Annotated in this window: 21 protein-coding genes and 3 pseudogenes; 9 read left to right on the top strand and 15 right to left on the bottom strand. The window is 69.0% G+C overall.

The features are described 5' to 3' along the window. Window positions 1–1049: 1049 nt before the first annotated feature. The 10 genes and pseudogenes from ABGB18_RS35565 to ABGB18_RS35610 all read right to left on the bottom strand — a co-directional run. A pseudogene (locus ABGB18_RS35565) lies at window positions 1050–2420 on the bottom strand (BTAD domain-containing putative transcriptional regulator); the annotation flags it as partial. Between the two features lie 147 nt (window positions 2421–2567). Further along, the gene (locus ABGB18_RS35570) at window positions 2568–4394 is read right to left on the bottom strand and encodes a peptidoglycan recognition family protein (protein ID WP_347700071.1); all 1827 of its coding nucleotides are present in this window, start codon (window positions 4392–4394) and stop codon (window positions 2568–2570) included. A gap of 93 nt (window positions 4395–4487) precedes the next feature. After that, on the bottom strand, window positions 4488–4649 hold the full coding sequence (locus tag ABGB18_RS35575; RefSeq protein WP_347700047.1) for a hypothetical protein: 162 nt from the start codon (window positions 4647–4649) through the stop codon (window positions 4488–4490). Between the two features lie 45 nt (window positions 4650–4694). Continuing rightward, the gene (locus ABGB18_RS35580; protein WP_347700048.1) at window positions 4695–7871 is read right to left on the bottom strand and encodes a tetratricopeptide repeat protein; all 3177 of its coding nucleotides are present in this window, start codon (window positions 7869–7871) and stop codon (window positions 4695–4697) included. Window positions 7872–8069: 198 nt separating this feature from the next. After that, window positions 8070–9074: a HEAT repeat domain-containing protein gene (locus ABGB18_RS35585; RefSeq protein ID WP_347700049.1), complete on the bottom strand. Its 1005-nt coding sequence runs from the start codon at window positions 9072–9074 to the stop codon at window positions 8070–8072. A 6-nt stretch (window positions 9075–9080) separates the two neighbouring features. After that, window positions 9081–9743 carry a HEAT repeat domain-containing protein gene (locus ABGB18_RS35590; RefSeq protein WP_347700050.1) on the bottom strand — a complete coding sequence of 221 codons (663 nt, stop codon included), beginning with the start codon at window positions 9741–9743 and terminating at the stop codon, window positions 9081–9083. Between the two features lie 149 nt (window positions 9744–9892). After that, on the bottom strand, window positions 9893–12598 hold the full coding sequence (gene cphA / locus ABGB18_RS35595) for a cyanophycin synthetase (protein ID WP_347700051.1): 2706 nt from the start codon (window positions 12596–12598) through the stop codon (window positions 9893–9895). Between the two features lie 35 nt (window positions 12599–12633). Then, entirely contained in the window at window positions 12634–13461 is an 828-nt protein-coding gene (locus ABGB18_RS35600; RefSeq protein ID WP_347700052.1) for a cyanophycinase, read from the bottom strand. A 383-nt stretch (window positions 13462–13844) separates the two neighbouring features. Next, a complete protein-coding gene (locus tag ABGB18_RS35605; RefSeq protein WP_347700053.1) occupies window positions 13845–15293 on the bottom strand; it encodes an MDR family MFS transporter in 1449 nt (482 codons plus the stop codon). A gap of 322 nt (window positions 15294–15615) precedes the next feature. Beyond that, on the bottom strand, window positions 15616–16065 hold the full coding sequence (locus ABGB18_RS35610; RefSeq protein WP_347700074.1) for a hypothetical protein: 450 nt from the start codon (window positions 16063–16065) through the stop codon (window positions 15616–15618). Here ABGB18_RS35610 and ABGB18_RS35615 point away from each other — a divergent pair. Both ABGB18_RS35615 and ABGB18_RS35620 read left to right on the top strand, forming a co-directional pair. Then, window positions 16000–16230 (top strand): MerR family DNA-binding transcriptional regulator, encoded by a 231-nt coding sequence (locus ABGB18_RS35615; RefSeq protein WP_347700054.1) that lies wholly within the window; start codon window positions 16000–16002, stop codon window positions 16228–16230. The genes ABGB18_RS35610 and ABGB18_RS35615 overlap by 66 nt on opposite strands. Beyond that, window positions 16158–16418 carry a MerR family DNA-binding protein gene (locus ABGB18_RS35620; RefSeq protein ID WP_347700055.1) on the top strand — a complete coding sequence of 87 codons (261 nt, stop codon included), beginning with the start codon at window positions 16158–16160 and terminating at the stop codon, window positions 16416–16418. Before ABGB18_RS35615 ends, ABGB18_RS35620 begins: the two co-directional genes overlap by 73 nt. A gap of 187 nt (window positions 16419–16605) precedes the next feature. Here the strand turns inward: ABGB18_RS35620 and ABGB18_RS35625 are convergent. Both ABGB18_RS35625 and ABGB18_RS35630 read right to left on the bottom strand, forming a co-directional pair. Then, window positions 16606–16710 (bottom strand): annotated as a pseudogene (locus ABGB18_RS35625) (IS5/IS1182 family transposase); the annotation flags it as partial. Window positions 16711–16876: 166 nt separating this feature from the next. After that, complete coding sequence (locus ABGB18_RS35630; RefSeq protein WP_347700056.1) at window positions 16877–17602, bottom strand: TetR/AcrR family transcriptional regulator; 726 nt, start codon at window positions 17600–17602, stop codon at window positions 16877–16879. Window positions 17603–17724: 122 nt separating this feature from the next. Here ABGB18_RS35630 and ABGB18_RS35635 point away from each other — a divergent pair, with 122 nt between their 5' ends. From ABGB18_RS35635 to ABGB18_RS35650, 4 genes and pseudogenes are all read left to right on the top strand, one after another. Further along, window positions 17725–18966 (top strand): cytochrome P450, encoded by a 1242-nt coding sequence (locus ABGB18_RS35635; protein WP_347700057.1) that lies wholly within the window; start codon window positions 17725–17727, stop codon window positions 18964–18966. A gap of 706 nt (window positions 18967–19672) precedes the next feature. Beyond that, window positions 19673–19987 (top strand): annotated as a pseudogene (locus ABGB18_RS35640) (transposase); the annotation flags it as partial. Window positions 19988–20028: 41 nt separating this feature from the next. Next, complete coding sequence (locus ABGB18_RS35645; protein WP_347700058.1) at window positions 20029–20256, top strand: MerR family DNA-binding protein; 228 nt, start codon at window positions 20029–20031, stop codon at window positions 20254–20256. A 348-nt stretch (window positions 20257–20604) separates the two neighbouring features. Beyond that, the gene (locus tag ABGB18_RS35650; protein ID WP_347700072.1) at window positions 20605–21345 is read left to right on the top strand and encodes a DUF4253 domain-containing protein; all 741 of its coding nucleotides are present in this window, start codon (window positions 20605–20607) and stop codon (window positions 21343–21345) included. 337 nt (window positions 21346–21682) lie between these two features. On the opposite strand, the gene ABGB18_RS35655 is transcribed toward ABGB18_RS35650, so the two are convergent. Further along, the gene (locus ABGB18_RS35655; RefSeq protein ID WP_347700059.1) at window positions 21683–21922 is read right to left on the bottom strand and encodes a hypothetical protein; all 240 of its coding nucleotides are present in this window, start codon (window positions 21920–21922) and stop codon (window positions 21683–21685) included. Between the two features lie 569 nt (window positions 21923–22491). Continuing rightward, window positions 22492–23430 carry a TIGR03564 family F420-dependent LLM class oxidoreductase gene (locus ABGB18_RS35660; RefSeq protein WP_347700060.1) on the bottom strand — a complete coding sequence of 313 codons (939 nt, stop codon included), beginning with the start codon at window positions 23428–23430 and terminating at the stop codon, window positions 22492–22494. Window positions 23431–23502: 72 nt separating this feature from the next. On the opposite strand from ABGB18_RS35660, the gene ABGB18_RS35665 reads away from it, so the two are divergent. The 3 genes from ABGB18_RS35665 (at window position 23503) to ABGB18_RS35675 (ending at window position 25009) form a co-directional block, all read left to right on the top strand. Further along, the gene (locus ABGB18_RS35665) at window positions 23503–24111 is read left to right on the top strand and encodes a TetR/AcrR family transcriptional regulator (protein WP_347700061.1); all 609 of its coding nucleotides are present in this window, start codon (window positions 23503–23505) and stop codon (window positions 24109–24111) included. Window positions 24112–24458: 347 nt separating this feature from the next. Further along, window positions 24459–24872, top strand: coding sequence for a hypothetical protein (locus ABGB18_RS35670; protein ID WP_347700062.1), 414 nt, complete (start codon window positions 24459–24461; stop codon window positions 24870–24872). Next, window positions 24869–25009, top strand: a complete 141-nt coding sequence (locus ABGB18_RS35675) for a hypothetical protein (protein WP_347700063.1) — start codon at window positions 24869–24871, stop codon at window positions 25007–25009. Before ABGB18_RS35670 ends, ABGB18_RS35675 begins: the two co-directional genes overlap by 4 nt. Before the next feature lie 260 nt (window positions 25010–25269). On the opposite strand, the gene ABGB18_RS35680 is transcribed toward ABGB18_RS35675, so the two are convergent. Beyond that, complete coding sequence (locus ABGB18_RS35680) at window positions 25270–25746, bottom strand: hypothetical protein (RefSeq protein ID WP_347700064.1); 477 nt, start codon at window positions 25744–25746, stop codon at window positions 25270–25272. Window positions 25747–26011 lie beyond the last annotated feature (265 nt).

Below are 26011 nucleotides of genomic sequence, written 5' to 3' on the forward strand. Positions count from 1 at the left end.
TCGTCCAACGCGGAGATCAACAGCACCGAGCGGAGCTGGGTCTCGTCGTCGGTGGCGCCGAGCCGGCTCATCACCGGGACGGCGGTCCGCGCGTGTCCGACCGCCCGCCGGCGGTCACCGAGCTGCATGACCAGGTGGGCCAGCACGGCGTGCATGATCGCGGCGAACCACGGCCCCTCGTCCCTGCGAAGCATCGACAGGGTCCGTTCGGCGGCCTCGACCGCCCCTGTCACGTCTCCCGCGTTCTCCAGGACGTGGACGCTCATCTGCGTCGCCGCCAGCGCCAGGTCATGGTCGTTGCTCCGGCTCAGCTCCGCCAGCCGGCGGCTCAGCTCGGCACCGTCGGCCATGTCGCTCGCGAGCGCCACCGTGGTCATCGCCGCCACGCGGGGATCCGTCTCGTCGCTGATGGGCAGCGCACGGAGCAGGTCGCGCAGCGCATCGCCGCGGTGGTCGGTCACGATGACGATGTTCATGAGCGTGATCAGGAGGGCGGCCCTGGTCGCCTCGACGAGGTCCGGCGGCGGCATCCAGCCGCCGACCACCTGGGTGATCGCCTCCCAGTGCACGAGGAACCGGGGGTGGTCGCCCCGAACCACCCACAGCGAGCCGACGCCGGCCAGCAACTGGACCGTCGTGGCCGGATCGGGCTCGCCGAGCGCCTGCCGGAGCAGATCGGCGAGATTGCTCTCCTCGGCGCGCAACGCGTCGACCGCCGCGTACTGCGCCGGGCTGAACAGCTTGTTCGCGTGTTCCAGGGCGTAGGCCGTCGCCCAGGCCCGCTGCGCCGCCCGGGCGGACTCCTCCTCGCCGGCCTCCCTCAGCCGCAACCGCCCGAACTCCCTGACGGTCTCCAGCATCCGGTAGCGCAGGCCGTACGCGGTCTCGCGGACGGCCAGCATCGACTGCTCGGTCAGCGCGTCCATGACCTGCAGGGCGTCCGGACCCAGTACGTGCTCGGCGGCGGCCAGCGTGAACCCGTCGCCGAACAGCGACAACCACCGCAACGCCCGACGTTCGGGCTCGTCCAGCAGGTTCCACGACCAGTCGATGACCGCGAGCAGCGTCTGGTGCCGGTCGGGAGCCGTACGGTTGCCGCCGCGCAGCAGGGCGAACCGGTCCGCCAGGCGCCGCGCGATCTCCTCCACCGACATCACCCGCACCTTGGCCGCGGCCAGCTCGATCGCCAGCGGCAGCCCGTCGAGGCGGGCGACGATCTCTTCGGCCGCTCCCTCGTCGATCCGCACCCGCGGGCGGGCGGCCGTGGCGCGCTGGCGGAACAGCTCCACCGCGTCGCCCGTGGGCAGCTCGCCGAGCAGGTAGACGCGTTCGGCGGGGATCGACAAGGGGGCGCGCGAGGTGATCAGCACCCGCAGGTCGCGGGTCGTCACGCTCAGGAACGCCACCAGGTCGGCGACGGCCTCGATCACGTGCTCGCAGTTGTCCAGGATCAGCAGCGCCGGGGCCTGGTCGAGATGCTGGGCGATCCGGGCGCGGATGTCGGAGCGCTGCTCGACGGTCCTGGCACGGCGCCCGCGGACCGAGTCACGGACCCCGAGCGCCGAGCCCACCTCGCCCACCACGCCCTCCGGCGAGGAGACGCCGACGAGCTCGACGAAGTGGGCGACGGGCTGCGCGGCGTTCCTGCCGACGACGTGGGCCAGCCGCGTCTTGCCGAGCCCGCCAGGGCCGACGATGGAGACCACCCGGTTGGTCTGCAGCAGGGCGTGCAGGGCGCGGATGTCGCCCTCGCGGCCGAGCAGGGAGGAACCGTCGTACAGGATGCCCGCACGCACCGGCCGGTCGGCGGCTAGGAGTTCGGCGTACACGCGGGCGAGCTCGGGTCCCGGTTCGGTGCCGAGCCGCGCGACCAGGCCCGCGCGGTAGCGCTCGTAACGTTCCAGCGCGGCACCGGCCCCGCGGACGGCGGCCTCGCTGCGCAGCAGGCAGGCGAGCAGCTCCTCGTCGTGCGGCCGATCGGCCGCGACCTCCTCCAGCAGCGTCAGCGCGCCCTCGTGCGCCCCGCTCCGGCCCCACGCGACCGCGGCCACGCGCCGCGCCTCGGCCACCGACGCCGCCGCGGCCCCCCTCAGCTCGCCGAGCGCGCCCGTGGCCTCCTCCAGGCCGCCGTCCACGAGACCCATGGCCTGTTCGGCGTGGCGACGGGCGAGCACCGTGTCGTCCTCGCCCAGTGCGGCCCGCGCCTGCTCCACCAGCCTGCCGAGCAGCAACGCGTCCACCTCGCCCGCGGCGAGCCCGAGCCGGTAACCATGCGGGATCCGCTCCACGACGTCGGCCCCGGTCGCCGCCCTGGTCCGTGAGACGACCACCTGCAGCGCCTTGGTCGGATTGGCCGGCGCCTCCTCGGGCCACAGCTCCTCGACCAGGCGCTCGTCGCTGACCCCCGCACGCCCGTGCATGGCGAGCACGGCCAGCAGGGTCTGCGCGCGACCACCGACCACGCGCACACCCTGCCAGCGGACGCCGTCGAGCAGGACCAGTGAGGGGGACACACCCACAGCTTACGGACGAGTCACACGTGAGGAGCGTGGACCGCGATCACGTCTTCACGATTCGGTCACCACGACGTCCTGGCTCCTGACGAACATGACGCGGTGGCCGAACTGGATCTGGTGGTATTCCTGGGTGCCGCGAACCACGCGATGTCCGCTCACGTCGAAGGTCTTGGCGTGGTAGTGCTCTCCGATGGTGGTCAGGCCGACCGTGTACGACTGTTCAGCCGGGAACTTGTACTGCAGCGGGATCAGGGGCTCCATCATCACCCCCGATGGTGCCGCCTCCGGCTCCGGGTGGGCGCGGCCGTACACGGGGACCGATGCGAGGCCCGGCCGGGGCGTCGCGATCCGGGTACGGCTGGGGACGGCCACGGGAAGGGACTCCGGGTTGTGGAACCACGCCTTCTGTCCCAGGTACCAGATGGCCGTCCAGTCGCCCTGCCGCTCGGCGACGACGTAGCGCTGGCCGGTGACGGCGCGGGCGGCGTGGTCGTACACGCTGTAGGTGGATTCGCCCCTCGGGTGCTTCCCGATGTCCTTCACAAGGGGCGCGTCCTCGCGCGGTTCGGTGTGCAGCCAGATGGAGGCCGAGCCGTGCGGGCGGCAGTCATCGCCGGGATTCGCCTCGTCGCAGCCGGTGTATTTCGGACGGTTGCGGTCGTAGTCGGGCAGGATCATGACCGTGGCCGTGGTGGCGTCGCCGTCGGGACGCAGGGGCGCGCCCATCAGCTCGAAGAAGTGGGCCCAGTCCCAGTACGGACCCGGGTCCTCGTGCATCGTCTCCACCTTGTCCGGCAGCAGGCCGGGCACGTTGTCATGGCCGATGATGTGGGCGCGGTCCAGCGGGATGTCGTATTTGTCGGCCAGGAAACGCACGAGCTTGGCGGACGTGCGGTACATCGCCTCGGTGTACCAGAAGCCGCCGGCGGCGAGGAAGCCCTCGTGTTCCAGGCCGATGGCCTTGGTGTTGACGTACCAGTTGCCGGCGTGCCAGGCCACGTCCTTGGTGCGTACGTGCTGGGCGAGGTGGCCGTCGTACGCGCGCAGCGTGTAGTGCCAGCTCGCCTTGCCGGTCGGGTTGTGCACGATGCAGATCGACGGGTCGTACTCGACCTCGGTGTCGTGGATGACGATGTAGTGGATCGTCTGGCTGTTGGGACGGTCGGCGAGGTCGTGGTTGCCGTACTTGCCGTTGCCCAGGTCCTGGTACGGCGCCGGGATCCACTCACAGGCGATCGAGTCGGGGCACTCCACGGCGTCGGCGCGGGCCAGGCGGGGCAGGTTCAGCCTGGTCAGCCAGAAGCGGGTCGGGCTCACCTCGGGAGAGGGGGCCAGCGTCATCTTGGTGCCGTTGTCGGGCACCCGGGTGACGCCCTCGCGGATGACCTCGTACACCTCGTCGGCGAAGGCCGCCGCGGCCTCCTCGGTCGAGGCACCCGAGTAGCGCGCCACCGCGCCGTACCAGTCGGCGGGGTCGGCGCTCGCCGGGGCGCCCAGGGCCCGCTGGTAGTCGGCGAGCAGCGCCGCGCCGCCGGCGATGTTGGCCGCCGGGTCCTTGCGCAGGCGGTCGCGGCTCGTCCCGGTCAGCTCGGCGGCGTGCTCCAGAGTGTGCTGCGACGCGTGCCGGCCGCCCCGCCGCCCCATGGAGGACTTCGGCGGGAGCGAGCCGTCCCCGCGCAGGTCCCCATCCCCGTCGGGGTGGTGCCGGCGCGACCTGCCCAGCGCGGCACCGTCGGTGAGGTGCATGGGGCCGAACCCCGCGGCCGTGCTGGGCCCGCCGCCGTTGCAGTCCCAACGCGACTGCAGGTACGACACGGCGAGCAGGACGCGTTCCGGTACGCCGTGCCTCTTCGCGGCCTTCGCGAACGCCTTGGGCATCCTGGTCACTGAAACCACCTCCGCATGCACGTTCGCAAGGAGGCACCCGAACCGGCGGGCGACATGACCTGACTTTCCGCTTTCTTGTGGCAACTATTCGGAACGGACGGCGTCGTACCTGGTGACGCGGTCGATCAGGCGGCGGCCCGCCGCGACCTCCGCCTCCGAGACGTCGAACCCTCGCTCCTTGAGGGCGACGCTCAGCTCGCCCGCGGTTCGCGGGGCCCGCTGGAGCTCGCTCAGCAGCGCGGCCACCCGTCCGTCGGGATCGCTGAGGAATCGAGCACGACCACCGCGAGCTCAGGACCGGCCTGAGACACTTTGGTTGAGCAAGGCGAACGTCTCATGCTGTTCCGGTGCGCCGGCTCTCGTCGCGATGGCGTGCGCGTGTCGCCAAGCCGACCGGGCCGCGCTCTCCCGCCCCGTACGCTGAAGCACACGTCCCAGCGTGATCAGCGTTCTGGCCTGGGCGAGCCGCTGCCCGGTTCGCCGGAAGACCCGTAGCGCCTCCTCACAGTGCTCCTCGCAGAAGGCCAGCTCGCCCAGGCCGAGGCGCGCGGCCGAGATGGCGTTGTGTGTCTTGCCCAGTGCCAAGGGGTACCCATTGTCCGCCAGATGCCGGGCATGGTCGGCGTGGGCCAGCGCCTCGGTGTGAAGCCCTCGGAAGCGGGCCAGCTCCGACCGCGCCAGCAGCAGCTCCACCTGGTTCGGCACGTTGCTGGTGTGTTCGGCGACGGCCGCGGCCGCGGCGAGGTGGCCGGCGGCGTCTCCGGCATCCCCGCGCCGGACGCTCGCCAGCGCCAGCCCGATCAGCGCGCGCACCTCGATTTCGTGGTTCTCGACGCTCTTGGCCACGGGTACCGCCTCCGCCAGGACGCGCAGCGCGGAGTCATAGCGACCGGCCTCCAGATGCACGCCACCGAGGGATTCCAGCGCCATGGCCTCCGCGTACGAGGATCCGATCTCGCGCCCGACGGACCATGATTTGCTGAGTGTGGCGAAGGCGTCCTCAAGCCGGCCCATCTCCCGCTGAATCACTCCGAGGTTGGTAAGGACGACGGCCTCGAGTCGGCGCGTGCCGATCTGGATGGCCGCGGCGAGCGCCTGGCGGTGGCGCGCTTCCGAGTCGTGCAAGCGACCGAGGTCGAGATAGAGCGAGGCCAGATTGCCGAGACTGGACGCCTCGCCCGCGCGGTTGCCGAGCTCGCGATCGATCGCCAGGGCTCGCCGGAACCGGCCGATGGCCTGCTCGGGCGCCCCGGCCTGGGCGAGAGCCACCCCGCTGGCGCGCAGCACGGCCGATTCTCCCGTACGCCAGCCCACGCGGCGCAGGAATGGCAGCGCCTGGCGGTAGGCGTCTATGGCGGCGTCCAGGTCGGCGATCCGCCACTGTGCATAGCCGATGCACAGCAGCATCGCGCCCTGTCCCATGCTGTCCTGCTCGATGCGGGCGGCCTTGAGGCCAAGCTCGGCGATGCGCAGCGACTCGGGGACGGGCCAGTTCCAGGGCAGGACGTCTCTCAGGGCATCGGCCAGCCGCCACGCCATGAAGTACGGGCCGCGCTCCGCCGCGCGGGCGATCAGCGCGGCGATGGTGTTCCACTCCCGGTAGAGCCAGTCCTTCGCGTCGGCCATGCTGCCGAAGGTGAGCGGCATCACCTCCGTGACCGGTCCGTCCGGCGCCGGTTTGACCGCGCACGCATCGACGTGCTCACCCACGGCGACGATCGTCCGCAGGTAGAAGTCGAAGTACCGGTTGATGGCGGCCTCGCGCTCGGCGGGCGGGTCCTCCTCCTCGGCCCGCTCCGCGGCGTACGTGACCAGCAGGTCGTGGCAGGTGTAGCGGTCCGGTCCCGCGTTCATCAGATGGACCCGCGCCAGGTCGTCCAGGAGCTTGGCCGTGTCCGCCGGGGAGTAGCCCGACAGTGCCGCCGCGCCCGCGACGGTGACCCCGGTGTTCGGCACCAGCCCGATCAGCCGGAACAGCCGCCGCCCCGCCGGGGCCAGCGCCTCATGCGATCGGCCGACCGCGCCGCGCACCGCCGTACGCCGATCGCCCTCGACCTCCAGGTGGGAGAGAAGATCGTGATCGCCGAGCTCGGCCACGTACTGGGCGAGCGTCTTGTGCGGGCTGCCCGCCACCTTGGCGCCCGCCACCCGCAGGGCCAGCGGCAGGCGCGCGCAGAGTTCGGCCAGGCGCGCGGCGGTCTGCGGCTCACTGCGGACTCTGTCCTTTCCGATGGTTTCGGCGAGCAGATCGATGGCTTCGTCCTGGTCCAGCACGTCCAGCGTGACCGACCCGGCCGACTCCAGCGCCACCAGGCCGCTCAGCCGGTCGCGGCTGGTGACCAGCATCCGGGATCCGGCTTCGGGGGGTATCAGCGAACGGATCTGGTCCGGCTCGGCGGCGTTGTCCAGCACCACGAGAACACGCTGTCCGGCCAGGATCGACCGGTACAGGCCGATCTGGGCCTCCAGCTCCACGGGGATGTCCTGCACGGGCCAGCCGAGCGCCCGGATCAGACGCGGCAGCGCCTCGGCCGTGGTCATCGGCGGCGCCTGGTCGAACCCCCGCAGGTCGAGGAAGAGCTGCCCGTCGGGGAACCGCTCCGCCACGCGATGAGCCCAGTGGACGGCGAGCGTGGTCTTGCCGACTCCGGCGCCCCCGACCACGAGGATCACCTGCGCGGCCGAAACCTCGTCCAGTCGTTCGAGCTCCGCCTGCCTGCCGACCAGCCGGCCCACCGCCGGCGGGAGCTGCCGGGGAACGATGCGGCGAACGGTCTCGCCTACGGGCAGGGTGAGCGCCTCGTCGTTCCCCAGGATCGCCGCGTGCAGGCTCTGGAGCTCGGTGCCCGGTTCGACGCCCAGCTCGCCCGCCAGCACCGTCCGGACCCGGCCGTACATCTCCAGGGCCTCGGCCCGCCTGCCGGACCGGTGGAGCGCCAGGATGAGCTGCCGCCAGACGCGTTCGTTGAGCGAGTTGGCCTCGGCGAGCGCCCGTAGCTCGCCGATCAGCTCCTCGTGCAGGCCCAGCCTCAGGCGGATATCGGTCCAGTCGGATCGGGCGGAAAGCGCCAGTTCCTCCAGATCGGCGACGCGAGGCGCCACGGAGGACGTGAGCAGCGCGTCCTCAGCGGGTCGGCCACGCCACAGCGACAGGGCGGTCCGGTAACCGTCGTTGGCCGCGGCCAGCTCTCCGGCGTCCGCGTGGCGGCGGGCCTTGCTCAGTGTGTCCTCGAAGACGAGCAGGTCGAGCTGGGTCCGCTCAAGACTGAGGAGATAGCCGTGGTCCTGGGTGATGAGCTGGGGGGCGACCGTTCGGCGGAGGCGGGTGACGTAGCTGTGGATGTTCGATACGGCCGACGCGGGCGGCTCATCCCACAGGCAGTCGATCAGGCGCTCCAGGGAGATCGGCGTATTGGGGTAGAGCAGCAACACGCCGAGGACGGACCGCTGCTTTCCCGAGAGATGCACGGGCCCGTCCGCGGAGTGGGCCTGAACAGCACCGAGAATCCCGAACACGGTCACAAGCGACCTTTGATCATCATCGAGACACGTTCTACACCGGCCACCGAGGCCACGCAAGGCGATCCGCGGGAGATGGGACCGTCCGTGCGGCTGTAAGGCTGCTTCACGTGGTGTGAGCTGCGCGAACGCACTCCGGAAGATCCGTTATCGTGCGTTCCGCATCGTGAGAATGTATCTCGCGGTAAGCGCGACGGCACGGTCCGCGTCATGGGACAGATCCGCGAGGGCACGTGATGTCGTGGTTCCCGGGATGTCCGCGAGCGCCTGTGTCAGCCGTCGGCGCGCGGACGATTCGTCGGTGCCGTGGGCGAGGCAGTCAACGAGCCTCGTGCCGATCTGATCCGCCAATGCTGAGTCACTCGCCAGCGTGCTCAGCGCATCGGCTGCGTCGGCGTCGTTCGCCCCCTCGACGATCATGTCGATGAGCGTCGGAACCGCGCCGGCCACCCCACGTGCCCCGAGCGCCAGCGCCGCCCACCTGCGGACCACGATGTCGGAGTTCGTGAGGGCGTCCTGCAGCAGGGCGGTCGCCCCACCGTTCGGAATCTCGGCGATGGACTGGACGGCACGCTTCCGCACCTCGGGTGCCGGTGAGCCGAGGCCCTCGGCCAGCAGGGCCAATGCGTCCTCGCCCGATTGCGCCAGAGCCCATCGAAGGGCTCCGGCGACGTTCGGGTCCGTCTCGCTCAGCGCTGCCTCGACCAGCGCTTCCACCGGCACCGGAACCTCATCGACCGAGGACAGGGCCGCGCGCTGGCGCTTCCCGGCGCTCTCCGACCCCAGGGCCTGGAGGAGTGCGACGATCTGGAGGACTTCGTCCCAGCCGGCGGGTTCCGCGGCACCGATCCGACGGAGTCGAGTGAGCAGCTCCGTCTCGTTGGCGATGCGTTCTCGCGTCTGGCGGATGAGGTCGTCGACGAGTTCCGAGGGCGTGAAGCCGGGATCATCGAGCGCGCGCCCGACTTCACGCAGCGACAGCCCCAATGACCGCAGACTCTCGATATGGAAGATCCGCCGGATGTCCTCGCTGGAGTACTCTCGATAACCGGCCCGGGTACGACCCGTCGGCCGCACCAGGCCGAGCGAGTCGTAATGCCTGAGCATGCGGGCGCTGACCCCGGACCGTCGTGCCACATCACCGATCAACACTGCCTGTCACCCCTCCTGGCCGGTCGTGCCGAGGGCCACGACGCGCTTCGCCTCCTCGATCGCGAACTCGAATCCGGCATCCGGGTCGCGCAACAGCCGTTCCGTGGCGATCGCGTGCTGTCGCACGCGCGGGTCGGGATCCGTCATCGCGGCGCGCAGGGTCGGCATGATCACCTCGCCGAGCGCGATCAGCGCCCGGCTGAGGCTCATATGTGTCTCACGCTCGCCGCGCCCGAGCTGCGTCGCCAGCACTGCGGCCAACTCTGATTCTTCCCCTTCGGGTACGAGTACGACCGCTGCTCGCCAGGCGCTGCGCGCCACCTCGTCGTCGGCGTCGGTCAGAAGTGCCCGGGTGATCGCCGGCCACGCCTGCCGATCCCCGATCTTGGACAGGGTGTGCAACGCCTGGCTTCGTGCCTGCGCACGCTCCGAGCGAAGCTCGTCGATGAGCTTGGGGACCGTCATGGATGCCGGGTGGCGGGTGAGTGCCCACGTAAGCATGTCACGCACGTAAAAATCGGGCTCGATCGCGCATCGTTCGATGAGCTTGCCGATGAACCGCGGGTCTGGGGTCGTACCGAGCGCCAGCACTGCCTGCAGCCGCGCCGACGAGCCACCCTCCAGCCCCTGGAGGGCTCGCGTCGTATTCGTGTCCTCTTCCGGGGTCATCAGGACCACCTCCCTCGGCCACAGTGAAGAGGTTGTCACTGTGTCAAGGTCAAACGAGGTCACGCGAGTGGGTGCTGTGGTCGGTCATCAGTGCTCACGCTCCGTGGGAGCTGGACCACTACCGTTGACCCCGGGTGGCGCGCCTGCGGTCAGCGAGATTGCGGCCCGGCCGGCGCCGCGGGTACGGGCGGGACCGTGCCGGCGGGCCAGGGGCGGGCGTTCAGGGCATCGAGGGCCTGACGGGCCGTGGCCAGCTTCTCGTAGAGGAACAGAACCGGGTGGCCCGCGGCCATCGTGACCGCGACACGCAGGGCGGCCTGCGGTCCTTCGGCGGTGGCGAGGTCGATGCCGGGCCGGACCCGGCGCATGGCCGCGCTGATCAGGCCGGTCATCTCACCGGGCCGGCGGCCGCGCTTGTCGGCGTCCTCGTAGACGACCACCCGGCCGAACCACGCGGTGACGGCCTCGGCCGAGCGGGCCACCAGGTCGTCGCGGCGGTCACCGGGCAGCGTGATCGCGGCCACGGGCTCGCCACCCCAGACATCACTGATCATGCGGCCGGTCGCGTCGAGCGCGGCGGCGTTGTGCCCGTAGTCCAAGATCACCGGGCCGCCGCCGGCCAGGTAGACGTGGCCGCGTCCCGGGTTCGACTCCTCCGGCGTGAACGTACCCAGCGCACGCCGGATGTCCTTCGCGCTGACCCCGAGCCCGCGGCAGGCCGCCACCGCGGCCAGCGCGTTGGCGATCACGTGCGGGGCGAGCCCGCCGAACGCGCCGGGCAGCTCGGCCACGCTGAGCAGCGCCCGCTCCCGGTCCCCGTCGGCCTCGACCAGCTCGCCGTCGCGAAGCTCGTAGGCCAGGCCGCCCGCGTGCCGGTGCCGTTCGATGATCGGGTTGCCGTTCACCAAGCTGAAATACCTGATCACGGGCGCCTGCCTGCGCACCCGCGGCCGGTCGGCGAGCGCCGCGACCATCGGGTCGTCGGCGTTCAGCACCACGGTCCCGCCCTCGCGAACCTCCTCCGCGACCAGCGCCTTCACCCCGACCAGCCCGTCGAGATCGTCCACGCCGTCCGCGCCCAGGTGGTCGGCGGTGATGTTGGTGACCACGGCCACGTCGGCCCGGTCGTAGCCGAGCCCGCCGCGGATGATCCCGCCGCGTGCCGTCTCCAGCACCGCGGCCTCGATGCTGGTGTCGTCGAGCACCATGTCCGCGGACCGCGGGCCCGAGGCATCGGCGTCGTAGATCAGCCGACCGCCGGAATAGACCCCGTCCGTGGTGGCCATCCCCACCCGCATTCCGGCCTGGCTCAGGATGTGGCCGATCATGCGGACCGTCGTGGTCTTCCCGTTGGTCCCGGTGACCGCGACGACCGGGATCCGGGACGGGGCGCCCGGCGGGTAAAGGCTGTCGATCACCGCGCGGGCCACGTCCCGCGGCGTGCCCTCGGCCGGGGACAGGTGCATCCGCAGCCCCGGGCAGGCGTTGATCTCGATCACGGCTCCGGGCTCGGCACCGCCGTGACCGGCCCCGCCGCACCGCATCGGTGCCGCGATGTCGGCCAGCCGTACGTCGATGCCGCAGACGTCCAGGCCGGCCACGGCCGCGACCCGGCGGCACACGTCCGCCACGTCCTCGTGCACCAGGTCGGTCACGTCACGGCTGGTTCCGCCGGTGGACAGGTTCGCGTTGCGGCGCAGCGTCACGAGCCGGCCGCGGGCCGGGACCGACGCCGGGTCCAGACCCTGGGCCTCCAGGTGGGCAAGCGCGTGCTCGTCCAGCTTGATCTTGGTCAGCTCCCTGGAATGGCCCTCGCCCCGGCGCGGGTCGGCATTCACCACGTCGACGAGTTGGGCGATGTCGGAGGCGCCATCGCCGGTCACCGAGGCCGGCCGCAGCTCGGCCGCGGCCACCACCTGGCCGTCGACCACCAGCACCCGGTAGTCGGTGCCGGGCACGTACTTCTCCACGATCGCGCCGTCGCCGCCGGCCGCCGCCTGGGCGTAGGCCGCGGCTGCCGCGGCGGCGGTGGTCACGCCGACGGTCACGTTGGCACCGTGGTTGCCGTGGCGCGGCTTGATCACGACGGGCTCACCGAGCCGGTCCAGCGCCTCGGCGGCGTCGGCCGCGCTCCAGACCACCACCCCTTCGGGCACCGGGATGCCCGCGCCGGTCAGCAACTGCTTGGCCAGCATCTTGTCGGCCGCGATGTCCACGCCGATCGCCGACGTCTGCTCGGTCAGCGCGGCGCACACCAGCCGGCGACAGCGCCCGTAGCCGAGCCGCAGCAGGCTCAGCCGGCCGACCCGGCGTACCGGTATCCCCCGGCGGCGGGCCGCGCCCGCGAGCGCGGCCGTACTCACACCGAGGCGCTCCCGCTCCACGACCCGAGCGATCCTGGCCAGCTCCAGCGGCAGGTCGGGAACGCGTCCAAGAAGAACGTGCTTGACCGTGGTGATGGCCAGTCCCAGCAGTTCGGCCGGCACCGAGGACTGCGCGGGCTCGTCCTGCGGGCACTCGGTCATCACGTCGTAGCGGCCGTCGGCACCGGCCCACGTGGTACGGCCCAGGTACACGTCACGGCCCACCAGGCTGGACAGCTCCAGCGTCACGTGCTCGGTGACGTGGCCGAAATAGGTGCCCTGGGCCATCGCCTCCAGGAACCCGCCTGGACGCCCGGCCGCGCAGTGGTGCTCGGCCAGCCCGGGCAGGGCCGCGGTCAGCCGGTCGGCGAAGCCTGGGCACTCGGTGGTCTCCCGGCCGGTCAACTCCTCGAGTTCGAGCCGTGCGACGATGACCGGCCGGCTGCTGAATGAGTTGGGTCCGCTCAGGTGACGCAGGTCGTCGAGGCGCACGGGACGCTCCCTAAGGGTTGGGCGGATGGGCGTGATCAGTACCGGTCGTGCGCAGGCCCGATGGCGGCCTCGCGGGTCACGATGTCGAAGACGCACCCGGCGGGCAGCAGGTGCAGCCGGACACCGAACAGGGTGATCGGGTCCTCGTCCCCGGCGGCGTGGATGACCGTGGCGTTCTGCCCGTCAGCGACCGTGGCCACGCCGGTGCCGAGCACCTCGAAGCGGGTGCCGTCGACCAGGATCCCGGTGTTCTCGCCGATGCCGACGCCCAGTTGCTCCGGGTCGAGCGCCATGGCGCTGAGCAGCCGGGGAAGCCGGCCGCGCTCGCTGAAGTGCATGTCGATGATGAGCGCCTTCGGGAGCAGGCCGAGCCCGGGACCGGTACGGACCGTGGCGGCGGACACGCCGGGACCCTCGCCGCCCAGGATCATCGTGCGGCCCATGGCGGTGGCCCCGGCGCTGGTCCCGGCGATGACCACGCCGCCCGTGCGCAGCCGGTCGCGCAGGATCTCGTTGGCCCGCGAGCCGACCAGGGCGCGTAGCCGCGACTGGTCGCCGCCGGAGAAGAACACGCCTGTGGCGTCGTCGAGGAGCTTGGCCGTGTCGTCGTCGTCGGCGTCGGAGCGTCCGCGCAGCCGCAGTTCCTTGGTGTGGTCCACGCCGAGCTTGCGGAACACCCGCTCGTAGTCGGCGCGCACCTCCTCGGGCACCCCGGTGGCCGTGGTGACCAGTACGATCCGGGCCGCCTCGCCACCACACAGCTCCACGAACCGCTCAAGCAGCCCGGAGCCGCGGCACTCGGCGCCCCCGATGACAAGCAGGCGGCCCGGATCATCGGGCTTATCCTCTTCTTCCGCGTCCATGTCCCCTCCTCGACCAACTGTTACCCTTCGTGTTCGATATCAACCGAGAGCAACCATTTTGGCCCGTATGGGACGATCTGGGGGGCAGGATCGGAGCGCAGAGCGCCGTACTTCGTCCTCGTACGGCAAGGTCCGTGATGGCGTGCCCGTCGAGCGACGTCCGGACCCGTGGGAGCGGGAGGAAAATATGAGCCGGTGTTTCCAGGTTGGCGATCAGGTCCTCTGGAACCCCTCGAACGGAGTCGCCGGCCTGTTCATGCGATCAGCGGAGGCGCTCGCACCCGAGACGGGATTGCCGACGGGACTCGGCCCCATGGAGAGCGACGAATGCCAGATCGACCTGACCGCTGGATCCGCAGCCTCATGCTCCACCGCCGTTGGCATCATCGGCTGGTCGCCTCGGGCCGGCCGGCGTTGTCCGTCCGGGCAGGTAGGAGGAGGGCGGTGATGACCACGGCCACCGACAGCACCGCGCCGATCACGAAGGCCAGCCGCATGCCGTCGAGGTTGGCGAGGACCTCCGTGGCTCCCGCGGACTTCAGGACATCGGCTCGCGCGCTCATCACGGTGATCACGAGCGCGGTGCCGATGGCCGCGGCGACCTGCTGCAGCGTGCTGAGGATCGAGCTGCCGTGGGAGTAGAGCCGCGGGGGAACCGCTCCGAGCCCGAGGGTGAACACCGGGGTGAAGGTCGCGGCCAGACTCACCATCAGCAGCGCGTGCAGGCCAAGGAGCTGCCAGTACGGCATGGTCATCGTGACCTGGGTGAAACCGGCGAGCGCGAGCATGATCCCGATCGAGCCGGGGATGGTCAGGACCCGGCCACCGAACTGGTCGAACAAGCGGCCGACGGTCGGACCGAGCAGACCCATCGCCAGGCCGCCCGGCATGACGAGGAGCCCGGTCTGCAGGGGGCTGAGTTCGCGGACGTTCTGCAGGTACAGCGGCAGCAGGACCATCGAGCCGAGCATCGCCAGGAACGCCACCGACATCAGGATCAGCGCGACCGTGAAGGTGCGGTGGCGCAGGGTACGCAGGTCCACCAGCGGCACGCCGCGCTTCTGCAACGAAAGCTGGCGGACGACGAAGACGGCGATGGTGACCAGCCCGGCCGCCACGATCGCGGCGGCAACGCGGACGTCACTGCCCTCGAACCGGCTGAGCCCGTACACCAGGCCGCCGAAGCCGGCCGCGGCGGTTACCACACTGAACCAGTCGATGGTGCTGACCTGGGGCTCGCCGATGTTCTTGAGGTGCTTCAGGCCGCGCCACGTGACCACGGCGGCGATGGGGAGCACCACGGCGAACAGCAGGCGCCAGGACCCGAAATGGAGGATAGCCCCCGAGATCGTCGGACCCATGGCGGGCGCGACCGAGATGGCCAGGGTGACGTTGCCCATCACCCGGCCCCGGTTGGCCTCGGGCACCACCTGCATCAGCGTGGTCATCAGCAGCGGCATCATCACGGCCGTTCCGGACGCTTGGATGATGCGGGCGCCGAGCAGCACCTCGAACGACGGCGCGACGGCGGCCACCGCGGTGCCGAGCAGGAACAGACCCATCGCGGTGGCGTACGCGCGGCGGGTGGACACCCGCTGCAGGAACCACCCGGTGATCGGGATGACCGCGGCCATGGTCAGCATGAAGGCGGTCGAGAGCCACTGCGCGGTCTGCTCGGTGATGTGCAGGGCACTCATCAACCGCGGGATCGCATTGATCATGATCGTCTCGTTGAGGATGACCACGAATGTGGCGAGCACCAGCAGCCTGATCACGGCCGGGGTGCGGCCGGAAACGGCAGCCGCGGTCTTGGTGGGTTGCGGGCTGGACACGATGCCTCGCTCATCTGGGTTGTCGGGCATAACGTGCCCAGGGCTGGTATCGCGGCCTTTGGTCTCACGAACAATCATCGTCATACACATACTGACTGGCGCCACGGACAAGACTCACCGATCGAGCCCCAACAATGTGGCAAGTGATGCGAGATGTCACCTGGATTTCACCGGCGGCGGGATTCAGATCGTATGAGGAACCGGTGGATGCGGCCTGCTCGGTGCTGACCGGCAGCATGGCAGGCCGGTTCTGGCGAGGTGGCCCGTACGTTTGGTGTCGGAGCCTGACGAACCCTGAGGAAAGCGGCCGTGAGCGGAAGGCTCAGAGATTGCACTCCTCCAGCTCGTCCAACAGGTCAGCGATGATCGAATCCTCGTCGTCGAAGGTCAGCCACCAGTCAGCGAACGCTCGCCCGTACTCGACGAGCGCGGCTTGGTAGATGGCGGCGGGGTCCTCGACGGGCGTCAGCCCCAAGGTGCGCCTGAGCCACGCGACGTAGGCCCCATGGGCGGGCTCGCCCTCGTCCTCGGCCGCGAGCAGGCGGAGCAGCTCGGGTAGATCGCGCGCCGCGATGTACAGCTCCCCGTCGTCGCCGCAGAAGATCACCGGCAACCTGGCGAGATCCGTGCCGCTGTCATGCTTCCACAGGGCATAGAAAGAGCCGGAGGCTGTGGCCGGCTCCAGATCAAGCCCTAACCTTGACCCATGCCAGAAACGAACCCAGGCCTGAGCATCGGGCAGGTCGCCGAACGCACCGGCCTGAGCGTCCACGCGCTGCGCTTCTACGAACGCGAGGGCATCCTGGTCGCACCCGTACGGCGTGGCCCAGGTGGCCGGCGCCTCTACAGCGACAGGGACGTGGAGTGGCTGTCTGCGTCAACCTGCGCGCCTCCGGCATGTCACTGCCCGCCATCCGCCAGTACGCTGACCTCGTGAGGCAGGGCGTGGGCAACGAAGAGCACCTGCTGACCCTCCTGCGGCAACACCGGGACCAGGTCACCGCGCAGATCGAACAGCTCACCGAGTCCCTCGGCACGGTCACCCACAAGATCAGCGCCTACAGTCGGCAACTGGCCGAAGGCGCCACCGGCCCGATTACGTGCACCGCTCCGCAGAGCAGCTGACAGCATCCCGCAGGCAGCCGATGCCGAGGTTCCGGCTACGAGCATGCGATCCGCCCCCGAGCGGAGCAAGGACCGCTCGGGGGCAGGGTCCCGACAGCCGCGTGATCGGGCAACGGCTGGGTGAGCGGTCGTCTTCGCCCATACACGAGCCCCCCGGTAAGTAGCGCTGTCAACAGATCGGGTGGTCCCGCCGACGTCCACCGCCTTGCGGGCACGCCGACGCCGGCGGGACCACCCGAAGGAACAACTCCCACAACTCATCCGGCACCAGCCGCTGAAGGAACGCATCCACGAATGAGCTAACGATCAACCCCCAAATGAGTCACGGTCTAAGAAGGGTCCTCCCTGGAGGCCTTCCTGCGCGGCTGCCTCGCCGGCCTGGATTCACAGACGGACCTGATCGCGGTCGTAGTGGCGGGTAGGGATGCTCACCGGTCCCTCCTTGAGGACGGGATCGATCAGGCCAGGGACGTCGGTTCAGGCCGGTGGGGCCAGAGCCGACGACGCGGACGGGCCCCGGGCACCCCCAGCAGCGGTAGCCACACCTCGTCCACGATCTCGACGATCGACTCGTCCGGCACCGCGCGCATCGTCGTAAGCATGTCGTGGCGCAACAGGTCGAACGGCAGGTTCACCACGCGGGACGAGCGTGGCACTTCGGGCAGCTCGCCGCGCTCGATCGCGCGGGCGATGATCGCCTCAAAGGGGGTCGCCTGGCCCGGTGGGAGGAGAGTTTCGCGTAGCTCGCTGAAGCTGGTACCGGTGTCGCGGAAGTAGTCCGCCAGCTGCACGCTCATCAACGTGATCGTAGGCGCGCGGTCAGCGTTGGCGTTGCGCAGGAAGCCGATCGCGTCGTCGCGGAGGCTGCCGGTGTCAGGCACCGCGACCGGCAGCCAGAACTTGGTGAGGGTGGCCAGCAGCAGGTCGTCGCGCTGCGGCCAGCGCCGGTAGAGCACAGGACGGCTCGTGCCGGCGCGGGCGGCGACTGCTTCGTAGGTAAAGCCGTGGTATCCGTGCTCGACCAGCACGTCCCACGCGGCGTCGAGGATCGCGTCCTCGAGTTTGCGGCCGCGTCGACGGGATGCGCTGTTGTCGCGGGTAGTGCCGCCGTCGGCACAACGTTCCGCCGCCTGCGCCCCGATCCCCTCGCGCTCATCCGCGATCCGCTTGTGCTTACGATCCACTTGCGTATCTTATCGCGGCGACTTACGGTGTCCACCGTTAGATGCGGTCGCGTACTCTAAGGCCCCTTCGAGAACAGGACGTGCTGATGGCCGACAACAGCTTGACCGAGAAGTCTCCAAGCGTGAGCACCACGGCGATGCGGCGGATCCTGCCGGTGGACATGGTGGAGCGAGGGCGTAACCCGTTCGATCCGCCGCCGGGGCTGCGGGGGGAGGGCGCGGTCCGGCCGTTGGATCTGCTGAATGGCGCGCGGGCGTGGCTGGTGACGGGGTTCGAGGAGGCCCGCACGGTGTTGTCGGACGCGCGTTTCAGCGCCGACAAGGTGCGCCATCGGGACGCGACGTCGTTGCAGCCGCACGAGGTGGCCGAGATGGATGCGGCGGAGCCGCTGAAGGCGGAGGTGGCGGAGCGGGAGGATGGGCTCTTCGTCTTCATGGACCCGCCGGAGCACACCCGGTTGCGGCGGTTGCTCACGGGTCAGTTCACGGTGCGGCGGATGCGGGAGCTGGAGTCGCGAGTGAGGGAGATCGCGGTCGAGCACATCGAGGCGATGAAGGCAGCGGGCACGGAGGCCGATCTGGTGTCGGCGTTCGCGTTGCCGCTGCCGTCACTGGTCATCTGCGAGTTGCTGGGCGTGGACTACGCCGACCGTGCGGAGTTCCAGGAACGTACGGCGGTCGGGCTGAGCGCGAACTCGACCCCGGAGGAACTGGCCAGGGCACGTGCCGGGCTGTATGCGTTCATGCGGCGGCTGGTGGCAGGCAAGCGCTCGAACCCTGCCGATGACCTGCTGTCCGGGCTCATTCACGACGTCGAGTCGCCCCTGACGGACGCGCAGCTGGTCGATGTCGCGCTCGTCCTTCTCAACGCGGGCCATGAGACCACGGCGAACATGCTGGGTCTGGGGACGTTTGCGCTGCTGGAGCATCCCGACCAGCTCGCGGTGCTGCGTGCCGATCCGGGCCTGATCGACAACGCAGTGGAGGAGCTGCTGCGGTTCCTGTCGATCATCCAGCTCGGGGTCAGCCGGGTCACCACGGAGCCGGTGACGGTGGGTGGTGTGGACATCCCAGCCGGTACGACCGTCGTGATCGCCACGCCCGAGGTCAACCGGGATCCGCGGCATTGGCCCGCTCCCGACGCACTCGACCTGCGCCGCTCGCGTACTCCGCACCTGGCCTTCGGGCATGGGGTTCACCAGTGCCTGGGTCAGCAGCTGGCCCGGATCGAGATGCGGATAGGGCTGGGCGAACTGATCTCCCGTCTGCCGGATTTGCGCCTGGCGGTACCCGCCGCGCAGGTGCCGGTACGCAACGAGATGCTCATCTTCGGCGTGCATTCGCTGCCGGTCACCTGGTCCTGAGACGGCCGGGGAAGGGCACCCACGAGCGACAGCAGGAGCCGGTGGCGATGGCCGCGACCCCTCGATGTGCCCACGGCAAGACCACCCTGGGACCACTTTAGACCGTGACTCATTTGGCGAGTCGGCGGTAGCAAATGAGGGCCGCAGCGAGGGCAACGAAGGACGCGAATGGCGACGGTGCCCGATCAGCGCTCGTCCTGTGGGCTGCGGCATCCGCTGGTGGTCATCTTGACGTTGACCGCGTGCGCCACGCTGGTGGTCGGCAGTGACAGCGTGGCGGCGATCTGGCAGTGGGCCGCCCGGGCCTCTCAACAGGTGCTCCAGCGGCTGGGCGCCTACCGCGATCCGTTCACCGGGCTGTTCACCGTCCCGAGCGAACGAACCTTCCGCCGGGTCCTGGCCGAGCTGGACACCGACACGCTGGACACCGCGATCAGCGGCTACGTCGCCGATGTCGTCTGCCATCAGGCGCCCGTACCGCAGATCCCCGACACCCCTGGCCCCGCCGAGCGGGAACAGCGCCGAGCGGGAACAGCGCCGCGCGGCAGCGCGGAAGCTCACCCATCCTGCCCCGCCCGGACTGCTGCCCGCGGCGGCGCTGGACGGCAAGGCGCTGCGCGGAGCACGCACCGCCGAGGGGCCCTCCCCCCGAAGTGTGGACACCTTGAGTGCCGGATGATGGAAATCCGGAGACAAGGAGTTCCACGTGGCGATGAAGTCGTATCCGCCGGAGTTCAAGGCGGACGCCGTCGCGTTGTACCTGCCTGACCCGGCGCGGACGTACGCGTCGGTGGCCCGGGACCTGGGCATCAACCGCGAGACCCTGCGGCTGTGGGTGAAGGAGGCCCGCGCGGACGGCACCGCGGGGACGAAGTAGGCGGGCCCGGTCACGAAGCCGACCGGCGGCCCGCTATCGTCCGACGACGTGCTGGAAGAGGAGAACAAGCAGCTCAAGGCCCGGGTCCGGGAGCTGGAGCTGGAGCGCGACATTCTGCGCCGGGCGGCCAAGTATTTCGCGGGAGAGAGTGGCTGCACCTCTGCGTCAACCTGCGCGCCTCCGGCATGTCACTGCCCGCCATCCGCCAGTACGCTGACCTCGTGAGGCGGGGCGTGGGCAACGAAGAGCACCTGCTGACCCTCCTGCGGCAACACCGGGACCAGGTCACCGCGCAGATCGAACAGCTCACCGAGTCCCTCGGCACGGTCACCCACAAGATCAGCGCCTACAGTCGGCAACTGGCCGAAGGCGCCACCGGCCCGATTACGTGCACCGCTCCGCAGAGCAGCTGACAGCATCCCGCAGGCAGCCGATGCCGAGGTTCCGGCTACGAGCATGCGATCCGCCCCCGAGCGGAGCAAGGACCGCTCGGGGGCAGGGTCCCGACAGCCGCGTAATCGGGCAACGGGTGGGTGAGCCGCGGCCTACCTACCCGAACCCTTCGATGGTGGACCCTGTCCTGTGACATCCAACCTTGAGCTTGTGCCATCGCAACTTGAGCGGGGTCAGGGTTGAGGGGGTTCCGGAATACGACTCGGGGGGCCCTCGGTCAGGTAGACGGGTCAGCTCAGCCCGCCAATACCGACGCCATCCCGAAGATCACCAAGACGGATCATCTGCACTGTTGTAGGTTGCCCGGCATGGCTGATGGTCCCGGGTTTTCCATGCTTCCTGATGATCTGCCGCCTGGGCGGCTGATCACCGGCTACTACACGGATGCTCGCTGGGGCGACCGTCCCCTCTTGTGGGTCACCGACGAACCGATCTACGACCTCGGCAAGCTCTGGGAACGATCGTTCGATACGCGCGAGGAGACCGGGCTCTACCCGCTGCTTCTCGCGACAATGGACGGTGACCCCGATCGCCCCTGGCACGCCGCGGAACTGGCCTACGTGCCGGTCGAAGCGGTCGATGCCATCGACGTCGCATCGTATCTGAGCAGATGGACGGAGCATCGGCCGTGGAACGGACTCGCCGCCCCCGGCGCCCAGCAGAGGGAGCCCGACAAGGCCGCGGCTGCCATGGTCGAGGAGGTGACCGAGTTCAGGCCCTGGCTGGTGGGTCTGGTCCCGGCTAGCCGTGGCGCGGACGCTTTGGCGCTGTCCGGTTGGACGGGGCCCACCAATCACAGCCCCACAGCGCCGATATCCGCCGTTGTCCGGTCCTGGGAGGAGCGATTCGGGGCGCGGGTGGTGTGGGTCGGGTTCGACGAGCTCGCCCTGTCGGTGGCGGCCCCGCCGTTGTCCATCGAGCATGCGCAGCAGGTCGCCGCCGAGCACTACGCCTTCTGCCCGGACAACATCAACCAGTCGCACCACAATTTCGAGGGATACGCGGCGTCGCTGGTCGAGGCCAAGGAATGGAGGTTCTGGTGGGACTGAGGTCAGCCGAGCCGATCGTCTTGATCGTTCGTCATTTCCCCGCTCAAGCTTCGCTGTCATAGCTCAGGGTTCCCTGTCACAGGACAGACCCCAGGAGATTCGAACTCCTGACTTCTTGCCAATAAAACCGAACACATGTTCCCATTAATCGGCCACACCACAGTCCAGGGGCAGGCATTCACAGGAGTACGCACACGTCCGCCCCCGTCCACAGCGATTGCCACCCAGTTAGTCAGCCAAGGCTGGACACAGATGATCTGATCTATAATCGATTCAGCCGCAGCGCCAGCGAGGCAATGACGCCACCCCCGGTCACCGACGACAACTACACCGGGATTTATTGTGTATGCATAAGGCTCGCATACCTGAGTGGGATAGATGTCGCCAGCCGCATGATGTCATTGATGGCGTTGAAAGTATCCGGGTCGTCCCAGTCCAGGTCTACGAAATAAACCAGACCACCCGCGCTTTCGCCACTGCTCATCCCCAAATTTGTAAAGGTTTCCACCTGCCGTGTGATCAATTCCCCGCTTACGTCGGTGTTGAGCGCGGCTGACAGTCGCACCATAGAGGTCATGATCTGCTTCTACGTCACAGCAGTGGGAAGGTCAACAGTGTCCAAGTCGACGGCCCGGGGCGTCCCCCGACGACCCAGACTGATCGAGTACTGGGCCAAGCGGCGCAGGAAGGTCACGCCCCCGCTGGACGGATACAACCTCGCCTTGCTCACCAAGCAGGATGGGCGTTGCCCGCTCTGCGGGGAGCATCTTCTGACCGCTGACCAGCCGCCACAGTCCCCGAACCAATGGGGAACGCTGGTGGCTGGGTGTTGCTCGGCGGGCGATTGTCGCCGACTATCTCACCACGAGCGGCACGGCACGCCGGACGGCAAGCGAACACGCATGGTGCACACCTCCCGCTACCGCAGTCTCCGGGCACGCACCCGCAGGATACCGGCCACATTCTCACCCGCCGAGCCCTCGGGGCCTGCTTGAGCCGTGGTACGGGGAAAGCCCGCTCACCCGGTTCTGAGGGGGCGGCGGCACGGCAACGTGTCGCTGCCACCCGACACCTGTTCGCCCAGCTCTCAGCCACTGACTGAGTCCGAGTGTTGCCGTCTGCAGCCAGTTCGCGGGCTGTAAAGGATCAGCTTGCGTGCCGCTTGGCCTGGGCCGCGATCCATTCGATGGTGCGGTCCTGTTCCTCCGGGCCGCCGAAGGGGGCGGCGAGGAAGTCGGTCACACCTGCGTCATAAAGCTGTCGCAGTTGGCGTTCGACCTGGGTTTCGTCCCCGACGATGACAACATCCTGGGGGCCGGTGGCCCGTTCCCGATCCAGGATCGCTCGATACTCGGGGACCTGGCCGGCCAGACCGAACTGTTCGGCGATCCGCCCGCGAACCCTGTGTTCGTCGTTGGTCACGCTGACCAGCAGTCCGGCGACCACGCGCGGCGCCGGGCGGCCTGCGGCCTCGGCGGCCTTGGTGATCGAGGGCACGATGTGGTCGGCCAGGGTCCGGGGACCGGTCATCCAGGTCACGGTTCCGTCGGCGAGCTCTCCGGCCACGCGCAGCATCGCGGGAGCCAGGGCGGCCAGCAGTACCGGCGGCGGCGTCGTTCCCGCAACAGCCACCTGGCCTGCGGCTGTCAAGGTTTGGCCTTGGTGGGAGACCGCCTCACCGCGCAGCAGCGGACGCAGGACCGACAGGTACTCGCGCATCCGGGCGGCGGGGCGATCGGCGGGCAGGCCGAACATGTTGGTGACCATCATCGAAATCCCCGCCCCGATGCCGAGGGTGAGCCGATTGCTCGTAGCCGCCTGGACGCTCAGTGCCTGGCCGGCCAGGACGAGAGGGTGGCGTTGCGGGATGGGCACGACCGCCGTCCCCAGCTCGATCTCCGGCACCTGGACACCGGCCACGGCCAGGGCGGTGAGGGCGTCCCAGCCGAAGGCTTGTGAGGCCCACACACTGCTCAGCCCGCATTCGGCGGCACGGCGAACCTGGCGGGCGAGCTCATCGGCTGTCACCGGCCCTCGTAGATCACCTACTGCTACACCGATTCTCATTCTGCCGCCTCCTAGCATGCGGAGAGGTTCTCCGCTCAGGTTCGGGCTAGAGTACGGAGAACCTCTCCGCTTATCAACCTGGGGGCATTTATGAAGAGCAGTCCTGGGGACAGTCGTCGCCCACAGCGCGCTGACGCGCGCGACAACCGTGACCGGCTCCTACAGGCAGCACGGGCGGTGTTCGACGAACAAGGCCCCCATGCCTCCCTCAACAAGATCGCTCAAAAGGCGGGCGTCGGCCCTGGCACTCTCTACCGCCACTTTCCCAATCTCCAAGCCCTCCTGGTTGCGATCATCGGCGGTGACGTCGAGGTCCTCTGCGCCCAAGGCCGTGAACTGCTGGAGCATCCGTCGCCCGACGAGGCGCTGCGCATGTGGCTGGGCGCCGTCGCCCGCCACGCGACCGCCATGCGAGGCCTGGTCGCGGCCGAAATGATCGCCCAGCCCACCAAGGAGACCAGCACCGCCCTCGCCGCCTGTCACCAGGCGATCCACACCACCGGAACCGCCCTGCTCGGCCGCGCCCAACAGCACGGCAACGCTCCAGCGCGACTCGACATCGCCGACCTCCTCATACTCACCAACGCCATCGCCTGGGCCAGCGAGCAAACCCCCACCGACACTGGTCTCCTCGACCGCCTCCTCGCCCTGATCAACACCGCCGTTCCCAACCCCCACCCTCATGAGCCACGAAAATGAGGTGCAGCTCTCCTGTAGGGGCCAGCGAGCCGGGCAAAGGCCGAAAATCACACCCCTGGCGCAGAAGGGCACAAGGGCCTCTGCGGCTGACACTGACGAATTCGGGGCGAGGTGGGGTGGAGCCTTGGAGATTCGAACTCCTGACTTCCTGCTTGCAAATCGGTCTGATCTTCGAGGGCCACGGCCTCGACCTGGGCGACAGGCGGTCCGCCAAGTAACCGTGACTGACCTCTGTTGACCGCCCTTGATGGCAAGCTAATGGCACGGCAATCGTGCATCCACCTGCGCCTCCGCAACAGCCAATACCCTTCCTGCCTCGCGGCTCGGCTACGGACTGCCAACGGTTTTTGCAGGGCATCGACGCTCTCGCCGCGGATGGCCATCCGACCTTGGCCTTCGCCCAGCACCACTGCTCCCTCGGCGAAGATCGTTCCGTGCAGATTCCGGATCTTGCTCATGCCAGCTCGCTACACGACGTGATCGGCGCACGCCTCCAGCGCCGATCGCGTCGTAAACTCGACAGTATGACGGCACCGCAGGAAGAGTACGACGATCTTCACCGGCTGGTCGACCAACTCCGGCCAGATCAGGTACGTGAAGAGCGTGCGCGGCTGCTCCGGCTAGTCCACTCGCAGGCTGAGGAACCGGAACTCAACCCCACCGGCGTGCCGACTCTCTTCGGCGCTTTCGAAGCAGGACGGAGCGACGCTTCGGAACAGGTGGAAGAAATCCTTTCGGAGGGCTACGGTCACGAAGCGTGATCGTAGTCGACACCGGCCCGATCGTGGCCGCGACCTTCCGGGATGACAAGCACGACGAGCGCTGCGTACAGGAGTGCACGCGGTTCCGCAACTCTGCCCGGCCACTCCTCGTTCCCAGCTTCGTAGCGACACCATGACCGCAGCCTCCCCGGCTCATACGGTCACTCCAGGCTGAGCCGCGCTCATCCACAAATGCGGTACACAAGGCTCTCCCACCCGACCGTCCCCGGTGTGCCACTCAACCGCGGAGCGGCAGCGGGCCAGTGACGGGCAAGAGACGCACCGAGCGCTCAAGAAGCTCGGTGATCGGTTGGAGTCGTAGCGGCGTCCAGCGCCGCCGAAGGCCAACCGGGCCGTTCCTCGATCACGGGGAATGGCCTTCGACATGGGGCATAGGTCATCTCGCCCTGCCGTGCCTACGTGGACCTCTTGGACGCACCGGGGCGGCTTGCGAATCGTAGCCAGACCATCGAAGCAGGACGATGGAGAGGCCGACGAGCGTCGTGACCAAGCCAGAAGCCAAGGCCAGCACCGCCATGACCAACTCGCCGTCTGGATCGCCAAGGCCGGATGGGCGTCCGTCGACCCAGCTCGTCGTGGGCCATGCCTGAGAAGCGACGATCACTCCGAACGCGGTCGTGATCGCACCCAGGGCATAGCCAGGAGTACGCGTCCACGAGCCCGTGACAGCAAGTACGAGACCGACCACCAACGCAACGGGGACCGTTACGAACTGGCCTACGTCCAGCGCCATCAGAGCTGCGAACCGCGCGTGCTCGAAGCCGTCGCCACGCTGCAGCCACAAGAACGGCACAGCTACGACACCGCTGAGAAGACCGATCGTCAGCAACCGGAGTATCGCCACGTACACCATGATCGTGGGCTAGTTCGTTGCTGTGCTACCCCGGCTGAGCTGGTAGCTGTACTTTGCAGCTGTACAAGATCGAAAAGGCCACTTCCCGATCACGGGGAGTGGCCTTCTACGTGCAGTGGAGCCTAGGAGATTCGAACTCCTGACTTCCTGCTTGCAAATCGGTCTGATCTTCGAGTACCACGGCCTCGACCTGGGCGACCGGCAGTCCGCCAGTGACCGTGACTGACCCCTGTTGACCGCCCTTAATGGCACGCTAATGGCACGG

The organism is Nonomuraea sp. B12E4 (assembly GCF_039871825.1).
Taxonomy (GTDB): Bacteria; Actinomycetota; Actinomycetes; order Streptosporangiales; family Streptosporangiaceae; genus Nonomuraea.

Bases quoted from the DNA above. Each gene is read 5' to 3' on its own strand.
- ABGB18_RS35600 (WP_347700052.1), bottom strand. From the start codon at position 13,461: ATGGACGCGGAAGAAGAGGATAAGCCCGATGATCCGGGCCGCCTGCTT.
- ABGB18_RS35650 (WP_347700072.1), top strand. From the start codon at position 20,605: ATGGCTGATGGTCCCGGGTTTTCCATGCTTCCTGATGATCTGCCGCCT.
- ABGB18_RS35660 (WP_347700060.1), bottom strand. From the start codon at position 23,430: ATGCTAGGAGGCGGCAGAATGAGAATCGGTGTAGCAGTAGGTGATCTA.
- ABGB18_RS35655 (WP_347700059.1), bottom strand. From the start codon at position 21,922: ATGACCTCTATGGTGCGACTGTCAGCCGCGCTCAACACCGACGTAAGC.
- ABGB18_RS35665 (WP_347700061.1), top strand. From the start codon at position 23,503: ATGAAGAGCAGTCCTGGGGACAGTCGTCGCCCACAGCGCGCTGACGCG.
- ABGB18_RS35680 (WP_347700064.1), bottom strand. From the start codon at position 25,746: ATGGTGTACGTGGCGATACTCCGGTTGCTGACGATCGGTCTTCTCAGC.
- ABGB18_RS35615 (WP_347700054.1), top strand. From the start codon at position 16,000: ATGCCAGAAACGAACCCAGGCCTGAGCATCGGGCAGGTCGCCGAACGC.
- ABGB18_RS35645 (WP_347700058.1), top strand. From the start codon at position 20,029: ATGTCACTGCCCGCCATCCGCCAGTACGCTGACCTCGTGAGGCGGGGC.
- ABGB18_RS35590 (WP_347700050.1), bottom strand. From the start codon at position 9,743: ATGACCCCGGAAGAGGACACGAATACGACGCGAGCCCTCCAGGGGCTG.
- ABGB18_RS35570 (WP_347700071.1), bottom strand. From the start codon at position 4,394: ATGCCCAAGGCGTTCGCGAAGGCCGCGAAGAGGCACGGCGTACCGGAA.